The organism is Hyphomonas sp. UBA3601 (genome assembly GCF_002375605.1).
Taxonomy (GTDB): Bacteria; Pseudomonadota; Alphaproteobacteria; order Caulobacterales; family Hyphomonadaceae; genus Hyphomonas.
Window position 1 is genome coordinate 66,498 of sequence record NZ_DFME01000117.1, and the last position, 15,915, is coordinate 82,412.

General features: G+C 58.9%; 13 protein-coding genes and 2 tRNA genes. 11 read left to right on the forward strand and 4 right to left on the reverse strand.

Features of this window, described 5'->3' with window-relative positions; all coding sequences use genetic code 11:
* The 3 genes from B4F73_RS12600 to trxA all read left to right on the forward strand — a co-directional run.
* On the forward strand, window positions 1–2,109 hold a 2,109-nt coding region (locus tag B4F73_RS12600; RefSeq protein WP_290483436.1), incomplete at its 5' end, for a PD-(D/E)XK nuclease family protein.
* Window positions 2,102–5,629: a double-strand break repair helicase AddA gene (addA, locus tag B4F73_RS12605; protein ID WP_290483437.1), complete on the forward strand. Its 3,528-nt coding sequence runs from the start codon at window positions 2,102–2,104 to the stop codon at window positions 5,627–5,629. The genes B4F73_RS12600 and addA, both read left to right, overlap by 8 nt.
* Window positions 5,630–5,690: 61 nt before the next feature.
* On the forward strand, window positions 5,691–6,011 hold the full coding sequence (gene trxA / locus B4F73_RS12610) for a thioredoxin (protein ID WP_034813468.1): 321 nt from the start codon (window positions 5,691–5,693) through the stop codon (window positions 6,009–6,011).
* 55 nt (window positions 6,012–6,066) lie between these two features.
* Here the strand turns inward: trxA and B4F73_RS12615 are convergent, their stop codons facing one another.
* Entirely contained in the window at window positions 6,067–7,020 is a 954-nt protein-coding gene (locus B4F73_RS12615; protein WP_206992976.1) for an ABC transporter ATP-binding protein, read from the reverse strand.
* Window positions 7,021–7,138: 118 nt separating this feature from the next.
* Between B4F73_RS12615 and B4F73_RS12620 the strand changes: the two genes are divergently transcribed.
* The 4 genes from B4F73_RS12620 (at window position 7,139) to B4F73_RS12635 (ending at window position 10,594) form a co-directional block, all read left to right on the forward strand.
* Window positions 7,139–7,342: a zinc-finger domain-containing protein gene (locus B4F73_RS12620; RefSeq protein WP_034813464.1), complete on the forward strand. Its 204-nt coding sequence runs from the start codon at window positions 7,139–7,141 to the stop codon at window positions 7,340–7,342.
* Between the two features lie 30 nt (window positions 7,343–7,372).
* The gene (locus B4F73_RS12625; protein WP_290483438.1) at window positions 7,373–8,554 is read left to right on the forward strand and encodes an FAD-dependent monooxygenase; all 1,182 of its coding nucleotides are present in this window, start codon (window positions 7,373–7,375) and stop codon (window positions 8,552–8,554) included.
* A gap of 73 nt (window positions 8,555–8,627) precedes the next feature.
* The gene (locus tag B4F73_RS12630; RefSeq protein ID WP_206992978.1) at window positions 8,628–10,004 is read left to right on the forward strand and encodes an L-serine ammonia-lyase; all 1,377 of its coding nucleotides are present in this window, start codon (window positions 8,628–8,630) and stop codon (window positions 10,002–10,004) included.
* Entirely contained in the window at window positions 10,004–10,594 is a 591-nt protein-coding gene (locus B4F73_RS12635; protein ID WP_206992979.1) for an exopolysaccharide biosynthesis protein, read from the forward strand. Before B4F73_RS12630 ends, B4F73_RS12635 begins: the two co-directional genes overlap by 1 nt.
* A 23-nt stretch (window positions 10,595–10,617) precedes the next feature.
* Here the strand turns inward: B4F73_RS12635 and B4F73_RS12640 are convergent, their stop codons facing one another.
* From B4F73_RS12640 to B4F73_RS12650, 3 genes are all read right to left on the reverse strand, one after another.
* Window positions 10,618–11,136 carry a DUF3592 domain-containing protein gene (locus tag B4F73_RS12640; protein ID WP_290483439.1) on the reverse strand — a complete coding sequence of 173 codons (519 nt, stop codon included), beginning with the start codon at window positions 11,134–11,136 and terminating at the stop codon, window positions 10,618–10,620.
* Window positions 11,137–11,240: 104 nt separating this feature from the next.
* A tRNA-Asn gene (locus B4F73_RS12645) sits at window positions 11,241–11,316 on the reverse strand.
* 326 nt (window positions 11,317–11,642) lie between these two features.
* A tRNA-Cys gene (locus B4F73_RS12650) sits at window positions 11,643–11,716 on the reverse strand.
* 150 nt (window positions 11,717–11,866) lie between these two features.
* On the opposite strand from B4F73_RS12650, the gene B4F73_RS12655 reads away from it, so the two are divergent.
* The 4 genes from B4F73_RS12655 to B4F73_RS12670 all read left to right on the forward strand — a co-directional run.
* Entirely contained in the window at window positions 11,867–12,520 is a 654-nt protein-coding gene (locus B4F73_RS12655) for a protein-L-isoaspartate O-methyltransferase family protein (RefSeq protein WP_206992981.1), read from the forward strand.
* 131 nt (window positions 12,521–12,651) lie between these two features.
* A complete protein-coding gene (locus tag B4F73_RS12660; RefSeq protein ID WP_290483440.1) occupies window positions 12,652–13,959 on the forward strand; it encodes a TolC family outer membrane protein in 1,308 nt (435 codons plus the stop codon).
* Window positions 13,960–14,054: 95 nt separating this feature from the next.
* The gene (locus B4F73_RS12665; RefSeq protein WP_206992983.1) at window positions 14,055–14,795 is read left to right on the forward strand and encodes a DUF2497 domain-containing protein; all 741 of its coding nucleotides are present in this window, start codon (window positions 14,055–14,057) and stop codon (window positions 14,793–14,795) included.
* Between the two features lie 81 nt (window positions 14,796–14,876).
* Window positions 14,877–15,915, forward strand: a 1,039-nt coding sequence (locus tag B4F73_RS12670) for a class I tRNA ligase family protein (protein ID WP_290483441.1), incomplete at its 3' end; no start/stop codon positions are given.

Genomic DNA, 15,915 nt, shown 5'->3' on the forward strand with positions numbered 1-15,915 from the left:
CCCGCCGATGCCACAGCAGACTGGCGAGATACCCTCGACCAACTTTCCGCAACAGCTGGCACCGATGTACCAAGTTTTGCAAGAGACGCGCTGGAGGGCCTGTCGCTCGTAGAGGCTGCGGACGAATCTGCTGAAGCAAGTGCCATCGCCCTGATAATGCGCGAGACATTGGAAGCCAAGGACCGGACGGCGGCCCTCGTGACGCCGGATGCTGGTTTGGCGCGCCGGGTTTCCGCCCTGCTGAAGCGTTGGGACATCAGTGTGCCGCCGTCGGCCGGTATTCCGGTTGGGCGGACAGCCGCCGGTAGCTTCGTGGGGCTCTGCGCGAAATGGGCGGTCGATCCGGGCGACCCGGTCCTGATCGTGGCGGTTCTAACGCATGAACTGGCCGCGCCAGTCGATGATCTCGCCGACTTTGAGCTTCATTTCCTGAGAGGTCCGCGACGATGGAAATCCCTTCAGGAACTGGTCGAGAGCATTCGCACTCGAGATATGATCGAGCCCTATCCGCAATTCGGGCCAGATGATCAGATTAGGGGGATCACGCTTGTGGAATCCCTGATTGCCCGGTTCGAGCATGCCGATGCGGACCTTAGCCAGATTGAAGAAGTAACCGGCGACGACGCAATTCAACGTATCGCAGCCTTGGCGGAATCGGTCAGCCAGACGCCGATGCCTTGGGCTGGGGAAGACGGCGCAGCCACGAGCCGCTTGCTTGAATTCGTGCGCGAGGTCTCTGAATCCCTGGGACCGATGCGACCGGCCGCGCTCGCCGATCTCGTCAATGCGCAGGCGTCCCAGATGACCGTCAGTTTTGGTGAAGCCGAGCATCCGCAACTCTCGATCTGGGGGCCGCTGGAAGCGCGACTTCAGTCTGCGGATCGGGTGATCCTTGCTGGACTCAATGAGGACGTTTGGCCAAAGCGCCCGGCGCCGGACGCGTTCCTGCCCCGGCATTTCCGTGCGCGCCTCGGCCTGGGTGATCCTGAAGAGCGCATGGGACTTGCCGCGCACGACTTTGCCCAGCTTGCCTGCGCGCCGGATGTCACTCTGGTTTACGCCTCACGGCGAAATGATGCACCGGCAGTCGCGTCGCGCTGGGTCTGGCGGCTCAAGACGCTCGCAGAAGGCGCGCTGGAGAATCAGGCTACAGATCATTTCACCCCCACGGCGTTTGATCCGATCAAGCTGGTGGAAGGTCTAAAGCTGAATCGGGTCAATGCATTTTCTGACTTTAGCGCCGAGCCGACTCCGTCCGCGCGCCCAGAAGGCTGGCCCGCGCGCTTGTCCGCCACACGCGTCGACCTGTTGCAGCGCGATCCATATGCGCTCTGGGCTGAACAGGTGCTGGGCCTCTCCTCAATCGATGCGCTGAATGATGAACTCGGCCCTGCGCCGCGTGGGACCGCAATTCATAGGGCGCTAGAGCTGTTCGAGGAAGACGGAAATCCGAAGACGGCCGAACACTTGATGGGCCTGCTCAGGCAGGAATTGCTGCGTGTGGGCGAACCTGGCGACGCATGGGCGGCGCGTGAGGCCGTGTGGCGGCGTACAGTAGATTGGTTCATGGTCTGGCGCAGTCAGCGAGATACGTCGGGCGGCAAGTTGAAGCAGGAAGTCAAGGGTTCCATTGAGTACAGCGTCGCCGGTCAGCCGTTCACTTTGTCGGCGACCGCTGACCGGATAGAGCAAACGGCCCGGGGCGATCTTGTCATTGTGGACTTCAAGACGGGCAGTCCGCCGCGCGACAAGGAAGTGGCCACAGGGCTTAGCCAGCAAATGCCTTTGCAGGCCCTCATCGCCCAGAAGGGTGGCTATGACGGGGTGCCAGCGGCACGGGTTGACCAGTTGCACTATGTGGCCTTCAAGGCGAAGCCCGATGCATTCAGCCTGGGGGGCAAGCACAACCTCCCGACAGAGCCCGCCGACATGGCAACCATGGCTGAAGATGGCCTGTTGCGCCTGATTGAGGCCTATCGCGAACCCAGCTCGAAATTCCTGTCTGCGCCGCGGGTGAAATTCGTGAAATACGACAATGGCTACAATCTCCTGGCCCGCCGTGCCGAGTGGGCAGGTGATACCGAAGACGGGGAGGGCGGGGATGCCTGACGTGAAGATGCCCATTACTCCGCCGGATACGGAAGACTACCGTCGTGCGAACACTGCCCAGCTCGTTTCGGCCGATCCGGCACGTCCGGTTTTCGTTATGGCCAATGCGGGCAGCGGCAAGACAAAAGTCCTGATTGATCGCGTCGCTCGCCTGTTGCTGCGCCGCGAAGATGGGCGCGTGGGCGCTGCTCCGGATTCGATCCTTTGCATAACTTACACAAAGGCCGCCGCAAACGAGATGCTGTCGCGTCTGTTTCGAACGCTCGGCAAATGGTCGATCATGCGCGACGACAAGTTGCGCGAGGAATTGTCCCGCCTGGAGGGGCGACCGAAAGATGCCTACAAGACAGATGACCTGAGAGCGGCCCGCGCACTCTTCGCTCGCGCGCTTGAAACACCGGGCGGCCTTCGGATCGAAACGATTCATGCGTTCTGTGCGCGCATCCTGCGACGCTTCCCGTTGGAGGCCGGCGTGCTACCCGGCTTCGCAGAGATTGAAGAAGATGAGGCTCAGGCAATTTGGCAATCCGTTCGTGCGCAAGCGGTGCTGAACGCAAGTGAGGTGGCTCCTGAAGCTTTGAACGTATTGGCGCTGGAAGGGGGGCATGATGGTGCGGACGTTGCGTTGAATGCCATGCGGTTCCAGATGAGCGTCTATCTTGATTTTGCTGAAACGCATGCATTCAATCAGGCTGCGATGCGTGCTGCTCTCATTGAGGGGCTGAACGCACCTCAGGCGAGCCCTGCAGAAATTCTCGAGCTGGAAATGGGCTCGCAGATGCCGGTTGGTGCACTGCGAGAGGCCCTCATCAGTCTTCGCGCCTCTGGTAAGCGTGATGATACCCGTACGGCCAATGCCGTAGAGGCGGCGCTTTACGAAGAAGACCCGGGCCGCCGGTGGGGCTGTTACAAGGGTGCCTTCTTCGGCGCTCAGGGCAACGCATACAAATCCCTTTACAATGCAGAGGCGGGTAAGGATGCCAATGTGGTCGCGCTGTTCGCGACCAAGGATGAAATTGGGTCAGAAGTGGCGCGCGTTGAGGCGCTCGCGGCGAAGTTGAAGCTGGCCGAGACCGTAGAGCGCACCTCCGCTCTGTTGGAAGTCGGGCTGGATGCGCTGGTCGCATACCAGGAAGAGAAGCGTCGTCGCGGCGCGCTCGATTTCGACGACCTTATCCGCAAGACACGTGACTTGCTCACCCGGACCGGCATGTCCGACTGGGTACTTTACAAACTGGACGGAGGAATCAGTCACATACTGCTCGATGAAGCACAGGATACCAGCCCAGAACAATGGCAGCTGATCAATGCGTTGACGGAAGAATTCACCGCGGGCATCGGCGCCGAACGCCAACAGGACCCGCGTACCTTGTTCGTGGTGGGGGATGAGAAACAGTCTATCTATTCCTTCCAGGGCGCAGAGCCTGCCCAGCTTCGTGCGCAGGAGCAGGCCTATATCCAGAAGGATCCGGCGGCCCTGTCCCAAACCATGGAAATGTCGTTCCGGTCATCGCCGGAAATTCTCGGCTTCGTCGACGCGGTCTGGAACTCGGCCCCGCCGGTCGACATTGCATCTGGCGCACAACCTCCGCTGACGGCGGATGAGGTCACACATACAGCTCGTCGCGCGAACCAGCCCGGCTTGGTAGAGCTCTGGCCGGTGGATGAGCATGACGAGGACGAAGACGCTGATGCGTGGTCACGACCCGTAAATGCGCTGCGTTCAAGTTCTCCAAAGGCGCAGCTTGCAAGCCGGCTTGCAAAACAGTTGAAAGCCATGGTGGATCGGGGCGAGACCGTATGGGAGGAATTGCCGACACGGGACTGGCAGCGCCGGGCCATGAAGCCTGAGGATATTCTGATCTTGGTGCGTAGCCGGACGGGTGGCCTCTTCGATGCAATGATTTCAGCGCTCAAGTCCGAAGGTCTCCCGGTTGCTGGGGCCGACCGGTTGAAGCTCACCGACCATATTGCAGTACAGGATTGCCTGAACTTGATGCGGTTTGCGCTCCTGCCAGAGCGTGATCTGACACTGGCGGAAATCCTGCGCGGGCCTTTCGTCGGACTGGTGGACGATGATCGGTATCTGTTCCGGCTTGCGAGCAAGCGCAGAAAGGGCGAGACGCTCTGGTCGCGCGTTCGCGCGAGTGACGATCCCGATGTGCAGGCTGCCGAAAGATTTTTGTCAGGCCTGCTGGAGCGTCGCCATGAGCCGCCATACGAATTTCTCTCGCGGGTGCTGGATGTGCCGGGGGCGGACGATTTGACGGGTTGGGACAAGATCAATGCACGGCTTGGTGCGCCGGCTCATGATCCTGTCGAGGCACTGCTTTCCCGCGCTCAAGGCTTTGATGCGACGGAGCCGTCTTCACTGCAGGCCTTCGTTGCAGAGATGGAGTCGAAGCTTGTCGAGATCAAGCGAGATCTCGCCGCGCCTGAAGGAAAGGTCAGGGTGATGACGGTGCATGGTGCCAAGGGGCTTCAGGCTCCGGTCGTCGTGCTGCCCGATACGACCGCTGGGCCGAAGTCTGTTTCATCGTCCATGTTCACCGTCAGCGACATGCCGATCTGGTCTCCCCGCAAGGACAGCGACATCCCCGCTGCAGAGCATGCGCGTGCTGTTGCGAACGCAAAATCCGAAGAAGAGTTTCGCCGGCTTCTCTATGTTGCGCTGACCCGCGCGCAGGACCGGTTGATCATTGCCGGTCATTGGCATGGTGCGCGCCCGCCCGGGTATCATGACCGGAGCTGGTATGCATTGTGTGGCGCGGCCATGAGCCGGTTTGCTGAAGAGGCTGATGAGGATGGCATCCGCAGGTTTGGACGGGTGCCTCCGAAAGACCGGGATGTATTCGAAGAATCCAAAGCGCATTCAGCGCTGCCAGACTGGGTGTTTACGCCACCCCGTCAGGCCGAACGCCAGCGCAGGTTCGGCGCGCCGTCCAGCCTGCTTGGCCGCAAGACACCGGTCCTTGCGCCTTTCAGCCAGACGCGGCAGGCGCGCCTGCGCCGCGGTAGAATCATTCATTCCTTGCTGGAATACTTGCCGGCGCTGGACCCTGCCGCGCGCCAGGCGGCCGCGGATAGGTACCTGTCCCGCCTATCCGACCTCACAGATTCTGATCGCCACGAAATGAACGCTGCGGTCTTTGGCATTCTGGACGCGCCAGACATGCAGCGTCTGTTCCGGCCCGGCGGGCGCGCGGAGGCTGCGATTGTCGGTTCGGCGCCTGAGCTGCCGGACGGGCTGATCATCAATGGCCGGGTCGACCGGCTGGTGGTGACGGATGACGAAGTGCTGATTGTCGATTTCAAGACCGATCAGCCTGCGCCTGACAGGCCGGACGGTGTAGCAGAAACGTATCGTGCCCAGATGGCGGCTTATTGGGCTGTTCTGAGGCGGGCCTATCCCGGACGGACGGTGCGCACGGCGCTTTGCTGGACTGACGGTCCACGCCTGATGTTCTTGCCTGAGGAGATGCTATTAGAAGCTCTAAAGGGTGCGCAGAGCCCGGTTTGACTTCCCAATAGAGTTCCTATGTATGTTCCAACTGAAACAGAAAGCATGAAGGAGCCACGCTATGGCTGCGGTGAATGTTACCGACGATGAATTTGACGGCCTGATCGGCGATTCCGATTTGCCGGTGGTTGTGGACTTCTGGGCTGAGTGGTGCGGCCCATGTAAGCAGATGTCGCCGCACATTGATGCGGTGTCCGAAGAGCTGGCAGGCCAGATCAAGGTCGCCAAGATCGACGTGGACGAGAACCCAATCGCGCCTTCGAAGTATGGAGTCCGGGGTATGCCAACTCTCATGATCTTCAAGGATGGCAAAGTTGCCGCGACGCACTTGGGCGCGATGAGCAAACAGGCCATCTCTGACTGGATCAAGCAAAGCGTCTAAAACGTCTTGCTAAGTAGATATTAAAAAAACGCCGGCAGCGATGTCGGCGTTTTTTTTATGCAGCTTGCGTGGTCAGGGCGATGAAGACGTCTTCAAGGTCAGGTGCTTCTGTAACCAGGTCGCCAATTCCGATTCCGTTTGAGCGTACAGTCTCCAGCAACCTGCCGATACCGGTTTCGCTTGACCGGAACGTAATGGCGAGATCGCCATCGGGGCGCAACACTGCATCCATATCCGACAGGGCAGCGGGCACGGTCGCAAGCGGTTCCTTCGGCGTAATCACCAGCGTCTTGTAGTCGAGGCGGGAAAGTAGTTGTGGGGTCGGCTCGCAAGCAACAATCTCACCATGGTTCACGATGGCGATTGAATCACACAGCTCCTCGGCCTCTTCCAGATAATGAGTCGTCAGGATGATTGTCGTGCCTTTGTCGTGAAGTTCCCGCACATAGGTCCACAGAGACCTGCGCAGTTCCACATCGACACCCGCTGTTGGCTCGTCGAGAATCAGGACGGGGGGATTGTGGACGAGGGCCTTGGCCACCATCAGGCGACGTTTCATGCCGCCCGACAATTGGCGCACATAGGCATCCTTCTTGTCATCGAGCCCGACGGCTGTGAGGATTTCAAGGCTGCGGCGCTCCGATTTCGGCACGCCGTAAAAACCAGCCATCAATTCAAGCATTTCCAAAGGCGTGAAGAAGGGATCGGCAACGATTTCCTGATTGACCACTCCGATGGCTGCCCGACTCTGGCGTGGATATTTGTCGATATCCAGCCCCCAAATGCTCGCCGAACCCGACGTCTTGTTCACAAGGCCAGCCAGAATGTTGATAAAGGTCGATTTTCCCGCACCGTTCGGACCAAGCAGTCCGAAGATAGAGCCACGCGGAATCTCCAGATTCAGGCCCTTTAGCGCATGCTTTTCGGGCATCTTGCCAGATGCGCGATAGATTTTGTTGAGGTCTTTGACTTCAATGGCGAAGTCAGGGGCAGGTTTGCTGGACGACATGTGGGGGCCTTTTCACTCTGTCCATTCGATCTTGCGCCGATGGGCGGTGCAATCTAGGTAGGACCATGTGGCACCGGTAACAACCATGCCGACGAAATTGCAGATGGAATTACAAGTCATGTCCACGAAACGCGATGTGTTCGACCCGCCGGAAATCTCAATGGTGACGAGCCATAGGGTCTCGTGCAATGGCGGCGGCGGCGCCCTCGGACATCCGCGCGTTTGGTACGAAATGGGCGACGAGGATTTCGTCGAGTGCAAATATTGTGACCGGCGATTCGTTCTGATCGGCGGCAAGCAAGACCCTTCACGGGCGCGATGATTGCGGCCGGATGATGTGTGAGGTGTCCGAATGCGCGTCCTGATAGCAGGCGGAGGCATTGGGGGCCTGACCGCCGCTCTGGCGCTCGATCATTTTGGGCACGAGGTTTTCGTTTTCGAACAGTCCAGCGTGCTGGATGAAGTCGGCGCGGGTATCCAACTCAGCCCCAATGGCATGCAGGTGCTCAATCAGCTGGGAGTATCCGCCCGCATTCTCAAGGATACGTTCCGTCCCAAGGCTCTGGAAATGCGGATGGGCCGCAGCGGTCGTCGGCTGTTCGACATCCCGCTCCGCAAGTCGGCGATCAATCGCTGGGGCGCTGACTATCTCCATGTCCACCGGGCTGACCTGATCCAGGCTCTCTACGATGCACTGGTCGCACGCCGTCCGGAAGCAGTCAGTCTTGGCCGAAAAGTTGTTTCCTATCAGAAGGATGAGACTGGCGTTCGTGCGACATTGGACACCGGCGAAACTGTCGAGGGCGAGCTTCTTGTCGGCGCAGATGGAATTCATTCTGTCGTCCGGACTCAGATGCTCGGCACTGAAGCGCCCCGATATACTGGCATGACGGCTTGGCGGGCCATGTCCGCTGTCTCGGACCTGACCGAAACCCCGCCTCCAACGGCCACAGTCTGGACCGGGTCTCGCAGACATGCTGTCACCTATCTACTGAGAGGCGGCAGTCTCGCCAATTTCGTTGGCGTGGTGGAGCGCAAGGCGAAGCATCTGGAATCATGGACCGCTGAAGGATCGCGAGAGGATGCGCTCGCTGATTTCAAGGGATGGCACTCATCCGTCACCGGCATCATCGAACACGCGCCGGTGCTGCATCGCTGGGCGCTGTTTGACCGCGACGAGCTACCGCGCTGGTCCGACGGGCGCGCAGTATTGATGGGGGATGCCTGTCATCCGATGTTGCCTTTCCTTGCGCAGGGCGCCGTGATGGCCATTGAAGATGCCTATGTACTTGCAAGGGAAGTTTCGTCCGCGGCAGACCTGCCCGACGCTCTCAAGGCCTATGAGGCCTGCCGCAAACCGCGCACCAGCAAGGTTCAGGCGGGCGCGAGAGAGAATGCGAGCCTTTTCCATCGCAGTAATCCAATAACCCAATTATCCACATACGGTCCCATGTGGATGGCCGGCCGCATGATGAAGGGCTTCATCCATTCGCGGAATGATTGGCTTTATGGGCACGACGTCACGCTGGGCTGAGTGGCGCACGGCTTGTCAGCTCGCTGGGAAGCGGGCATTCAGATGTTTCATTTGAAACAATATTCGGGTCCCTATGCTTTCAGTTCTCGACCTATTTCGCGTGGGGATTGGCCCCTCCAGTTCCCACACAGTTGGGCCCATCCGGATTGCGGCGCGTTTCTCTGACGGACTTGCGAAGGCGGGCAATCTCTCACAAGTTCAGCGGATCGAAGTGGAGCTACAGGGCTCCTTGGCGCTGACGGGGGAGGGGCATGCTACGCCGAAGGCGGTTCTACTTGGGCTCGCCGGGTTTGCACCAGAGACTTTGGATCCGGACGCGGCAGATGCGGCCGTCTCTGAGATCAACTCCAGCCACAATCTCTCCTTGGCCGGAACGCACCAGATCACGTTTGATCCGGATAAGGATATCGTATTCGCATATGGAATTATCCCCAGCCTGCATCCCAACGGCATGCGGTTAAGGGCGTTCGACGCATCGGGTGAAATTTTGTCCGACGAGACGTGGTATTCAACAGGCGGGGGATTCATTGCCTCCCAGCGCCAACTTGAAAAGCCGCTTGAAGACGATCTCATCCAGACTCAAGTCGACGTGCCTTACCCTTATTCGTCTGCCGCTGAGCTAATCACGATGTGTTCGCAGAACGACCTCACGATTGAACATCTCGTCCTGGCCAACGAGGATTCCCTGCGGCCTCGGTCTGAAACGTTTGAAGCGCTCGACCGTATCTCTGACGTTATGGCGAAATGCATTGAGCGGGGCCTGTCACAGACGGGAACCCTACCGGGCAAGCTAAATGTCAAACGTCGCGCTGCATCGCTCTGGGCGAAGCTCGCGAATGATCATGGCTCAAACGAGCGCGAGCAATTGTTTGACTGGCTCAATGTGTATGCCATGGCGGTGAATGAGGAAAACGCGTCGGGGGGGCAGGTGGTCACCGCGCCAACAAATGGCGCCGCTGGTATTATCCCTTCCGTGATCCGCCATTATTGCAGTGGTACAGACGATGCGCGTGACCGTACGCGTAAATTCCTGCTTACCGCGGGCGCGATTGGCATTCTCTACAAGCAGCGCGCCTCAATCTCGGGTGCCGAGATGGGATGTCAGGGTGAAGTCGGCGTGGCTTGTTCCATGGCGGCTGGCGGCCTCGCTGCCGTTTGGGGCGCAGTTCCACAACAGGTGTCCAACGCAGCGGAAATCGGTATGGAGCACAATCTCGGCCTGACATGTGACCCGGTTGGCGGGCTTGTCCAGATACCTTGCATCGAACGCAATGCCATCGGAGCGGTGAAAGCCGTCAATGCGGCGCGGCTCGCCTTGCATTCAACCGGGCATTCGCATGTCTCCCTGGATCAGGTCATTGAAACAATGCGGCAGACCGGGCTCGACATGTCCACGAAATACAAGGAAACCAGTCAGGGCGGATTAGCCGTCAACGTCGTGGAGTGCTGATGACGCAAGTCAACAATCTCGGATCGCTACTGGACAGCCTGCGGGAGCAGACATCGGGAGAGAAGGTCACCGTTGGGGCCATGCTTGATGCGGTCGGTCGACGTTCTTACGGACCACTATTACTGCTTCTGGGTTTTGTGTCGATCAGCCCGTTGACCATCATTCCGGGCGCAAACTGGCTCGTCGCCCTGATCATTCTCATAATCGCGGGTCAAATCGTCCTGGGCCTGAAATATCCATGGGTACCGCGGCGCATTCTGGATTTCGAGTTTCCGCGATCGGCGCTGATCCTGGGCGTGGAACAGGCGCATCCTTATGTTTGCCAGGTCGACCGATTCCTGAAACCGCGACTCGCATTCCTGACCGACCCGCCCTTTGTGCAGCTCGTGGCGTTGATTTGTATAGCGGCGGCGCTCGTCTCGTTTCCGCTCGGCCTCATTCCTTTCGGGCCGGTCCTGCCAGGTTTGACGGTGCTACTGTTCGGGCTGGCGCTAACCGCGCGCGATGGATTTGTGCTGATTCTTGCGGCGCTGGGTCTTGTTGGCAGCTGCTATCTCGTCATCCGGCTCTGGGAACGTCTGATCGGCTGATCGGTCCTGATCAGGCGGAAAATTCAGTCTTCTGAAGACGGTCCGTGATTGAGTTCGGCCAGGGCAGAGCGAACCAATATGAATGTGATCAGCGCCCAAAGGCTCAGAAACAGGGTCCCCGCCCCAAGCTTGTCCCAGCGAATATGGCGATAGATGACGGCCTTGGAGGGGCTTTTCGGATTAATCCAAACGGATAGGGGCTCATTCCGAGACTTGTGCCGACTCAGTTGGCGATTGAGCTGGTGATAATAGGATTCCCGAACGCCCAAGGTTTCATCAAAGAAGGTACGACGAGAGACATGAGTCTCGTTGTCCCAGACATAGCTATACTCGGTTCGCAGTCGATATTGCCGGTTTCGATTCTGGACATGGCTGGACAGGATGACGGCCGGACGCGCCTCCCAGTTCTGTGCTGCGATGGTCAGGCCGACAGGTTTGAGAACCGAGTAGGTGATGAAGGGGGCGATCACGCAAAACCCGGTTGCAACGATCCAAAGGACGATCGTTCCGCCAATCGGCCGCGTTCCATCTTTTTCCACCATACATGAAATCCCTTTCGGGTGTGTAGCATTTGTAGAAGAAGACTTGGAAGTCTGCGACCCGTGGATGGGCTACGTCACGTATAGGATTTTTCGGGAAGGGAAGGTGGCTCCGCGAGTAGGACTCGAACCTACGACCGGGCGATTAACAGTCGCCTGCTCTACCAACTGAGCTATCGCGGAACAGCCGGAGACGGGTGAATAGCAGACCCGAATACCCGTTCAAGCCCCCACATGCTGCGAAGTCATAAAAACTTGCAGATTCCGCAAAAAAAAAGGCGGGAGACAAGCTCCCGCCGAGGCGTTGGGTGATGGTGGGTGTCTCCAAGAGAAGACAGGTACACAATCCCTCAAATTGGTTAACGGGCTGTAAACGGTTTGCAAATGTGTGAGGGAAAATTTGCCGGATCGCGTTTACGACTCCGAAATCATGGGCGTCGGGGTGCTGGCGCACCTGTGGGGGCGCGCTGGTCAGGCGTGTGGCGGATAGGAGTGGTCATTTGAAAGTCTGGAGGCTCCGGCCGGAATCGAACCGGCGTACACGGATTTGCAATCCGCTGCGTAACCACTCCGCCACAGAGCCGTCCCAGAAGGCGCGTCACTTAGCAACGAACTTCGTAGCTTGCAATCTGTCCTTTTCATGCGGCGTGCGTTTATCGCGCATTGCGCCCCCGAAAACCCATGTTAAAGGGCAGGGAAAGCGCGCTATAACAAAGCCCGAGAGGGAATCGAGATGAATTACGACAAAGCCCGTGAGATCATGGTCGACACGCAAGTGCGCCCGAATGATGTCTCTGACCCGCATATCGTCTCGGCTTTCTTGAAAACGCCTCGCGAAGCCTTTGTGCCGACATCGCGCAAATCGGTTGCCTATTCTGAACTGGAAATCGAGACGTCCGTGGGCCGTGCCCTCTGGACGCCGCGCGATACGGGAAAATTGGTCAAGCTGGCCGACATCAAACCATCCGACATTGTGCTCGTGATTGGTGCTGGCTCTGGCTACGAGGTGGCGCTTATCAGTCATTTGGCCGAAACCGTTATCGCGCTCGACGATACCGATGCGCGCGTGGACGCCATGTCAGAGCGCTTTGCAGCGCTTGGGATCGATCAGGCGGTTGCCGTCGAAGGTGATCTCGCTGCAGGATTGCCTGACCAGGCGCCTTTCGACGTTATCTATGTCTGCGGCATGGTCGAAACACTTCCAGAAGCCTGGACTTCGCAGTTGGCTGAGGGCGGTCGACTGGCCGTCGTGACGCTCGAGCGGGAAGGGCTTGGACGCGGCAAGGTTTACACGCGCGCAGGCGACACAGTATCGGCCCGCGAAGGATTCGATGCTTTTCCACCAAAATTCCCTGCATTCGACCGCAAGAAGTCATTTGTCTTCTGACAAGCGACAGGCCGCGACAATTTGTTAAGACTCCAGAAAAGTGAACAGTGTTCACTAATGCCGTCAGAGCCCTTATATTAGGGATCAAGCATATAAGGGGCTCAGTCGGTCTGGGTCTCAAGGAGCGCCGCATGAATTTCCACCGATCCCTCTCTGTCAGCCTTTTTGCCCTCGGCCTGACCGGGATGACCGCAGCACAAGCAGACACACTCGCCGACGCCATCAATGCAGCGCTCGCAACCAATCCGGGGCTGCAATCTCAGCGAGTTGAGACAGATATTGCTCGTGAGAGTGTGGAGCAGGCCCGCTCACAGGGGCGTACCACGGTCGATCTGTCTGGGAGTGCTGGCTACCAGTACACAGATTCAAACGCAGCTTTTGCGTCGCTCTCCGGCACGAATGGCGACCGTCCGATTGCCAGCGCCCAGATTCAGGCTGCCAAACCCATTTATACCGGAGGACGTATCAATGCCGGTATCCGTCAGGCAAAGGCCGGCGTGGACGCCGCTGAATCGCAATATGATGCCGCCGTCCAGGATCTCATCCTTCAGGTCATAACGGCCTATGTCGATGTGCGCAGCGACCTCGAAACCGTTTCGATTCGCGAAAACAATGTCGAAGTGACCGGTGAGCAGGTCCGTGCGGCGTCTGACCGGTTCGACGTGGGCGTGGTGACGCGGACCGATGTTTCGCTGTCTCAAGCTCGCCTCGAAGGCGCGCGCGCCGCTCTGGCCGGCGCCGAAGCAGTTCTCGAAGCAGATATTGCAAATTATCAGTTCCTCACCGGTCTTGCGCCGGACGATCTCGCGCCGCCGCCGCCGCTGCCGCCCCTTCCGGCCTCGCTGGACGAAGCAGTCCAGATCGCGCTCGACACGAACCCGGACCTGATCGCCGCCCGCCATGCTGAACGTGCGGCTCGCGAGGCAATTGACGTTGCCCGCGGTCAGTACAAGCCTCAGATCAGCATCGTGGGCACTGCGGCGCGCCAGGAAACCTATAATGACTTCACTCAGCGCGATTCGAGCGTCTCAGCTGTGGCGCAAGGCACCATCCCGCTGCTTTCAGGCGGCCTGATCAAAAGCCAGGTGAAATCGGCCAAGCTGCAGCGCGCTCAGGCGCAGCGCCAGATCGACACGCTTCAGCGCAGCATTCGCGCTCAAATCGCACAATCCTGGTTCGCTTATGAAGCTTCCTTGCGCTCCATCTCGGCCTCCGAACGTCAGGTCGACGCAGCCCAGATCGCCTATGACGGCGCCACGGAAGAACTGGCCGTGGGCATTCGCACCACGCTGGATGTGTTGGACCAGGAACAGCAATTGTTCGAAGCCCGGCTTGCCCTCGTGCAGGCCGAGCGGGACTCCTATGTCGCCGCTCACAATCTCCTGCGCGCGACCGGACAATTGTCTCCGAACATGCTGGTTCTGGATGGCGCGGGCTGAGACTCGCGTTAACGACGATAAACGGTTGTTAACACAATCCCCGTAGCGGTTAATGCATAGGGATTCGCACTGCACCAAATATCAAGGGGCTGGCCATGGCCAATGAAGCACACAAAGAACCGACGATGGAGGAAATCCTCGCGTCGATTCGCAAGATCATCTCAGATGATGACACGGCTCCACAGGCGGAAGAATCGGCGCACGCCGAAGAGACTTCCGCGCCTGTCGAGGCTGAAGCCTCATTCGATGAGGATGATCTGCACGATATTGATGACGTCATGTTCGAGGACGAACCGGCAGCGGACGAGGCTTCTGCCGAAGAGGTCGTGGCTGACGAAGACGCCTTTGAAGTAGAATTCGAGCAATTCGACTCCAGCGCCGACGAAGTCAGCGAGCCGCCAAGCTTCGAAGAAATGCTTGGCGCGGCGCGCGCTGTCGTGGCGGCCCCCAAGGCCGAAGAGGCTGAGGAAGTCGTAGAAGAAGTGTTTCCCGAAGCGCTCGTTGAAGAAGTCGCTCCGGAGCCCGAACCAGAGCTTGAACCAGAACCCGCTGCCCCCGAACCGGTGGCTGCATCCGTATCCGTGGAGGAAGACATGGCGGCTACCGCACGTTATCAGCAAACCATCCTGACAGACGACCAGACTGCCGATGTGGCCGCTGGTGCACTCGGCAAACTCATTTCCAAAATGGATATGGGCGGCGACAATACGATTGAGGGCCTCGTACGCGAGATGCTCAAGCCGATGATGAAGGACTGGCTCGATGCCAACCTGGCAAAGATCGTCGAGGAAAAGGTCGAGGCCGAAGTACAGCGCATTGCCCGCATGGCGCGCTAGCCTCTCCTGACAAATACGTTATAGGGAAGGGCGCGCCGTCACTGGCGCGCCTTTTCTTTTACATGGAATACGCCTGAAACGATGCTCGATCAAAGATTTGACCCCGCCGAAGCCGAACCCCGCCTGTACAAGGCCTGGGAAGAAAACGGATGCTTCAAACCCTCCGGCGACACGTCTGCACAAGCCTATTCCATCGTAATACCACCGCCCAACGTCACCGGCGTCCTGCATATGGGCCACGCCTTGAACAATACGTTGCAGGATGTCCTGATCCGGTTCGAGCGCATGCGCGGCAAGAATGTGTTGTGGCAGCCGGGCACCGACCATGCCGGCATCGCAACGCAGATGGTGGTCGAGCGCCAGATGGCCCAGTCCGGTGACAATGTCACCCGCCGCGACATGGGCCGCGAAGCCTTTGTCGATCGCGTGTGGAACTGGAAAGAGGAATCCGGCGGTGCCATTGTCGGCCAGCTGAAACGTCTCGGCGCGTCGTGCGACTGGTCAAAGGAAGCCTTCACGATGGGCGACCGCAACGATCCCGACAACAGCATGATGCGCGCAGTGACGAAGGTCTTTGTCGAGCTCCACAAGAAGGGGCTGATCTATCGCGACAAGCGGCTCGTGAACTGGGACCCACACTTTCAGACTGCGATCTCGGATCTTGAAGTCGACCAGCGCGAAGTGCCGGGCCATTACTGGCATCTACGCTACCCGCTCGCCGATGGCGTCACCTATCTGCATCCGGTCAAGGATGAAGACGGCAATGTCGTGGATCAGGATATGCGCGACTACATTGTCGTTGCCACGTCCCGCCCGGAAACCATGCTCGGCGATACCGGCGTCGCTGTGCACCCGGAAGACCCGCGCTATGCAGGCCTGATTGGCAAGTTTGTCGAACTGCCGATTGTTGGCCGTCGTATACCGATCATTGCGGATGAGTATGCTGATCCGGACAAGGGTTCTGGCGCCGTGAAGATCACCCCCGCGCATGATTTCAACGATTTTGAAGTCGGCAAGCGCGCGGGCCACACACCGCTGAACATCCTGAATGCGACCGCGCATATCGTGGACGGCGAAGAGGCTGACACGGCCGGCATTCCGGCTGAGTATCGCGGCTTGG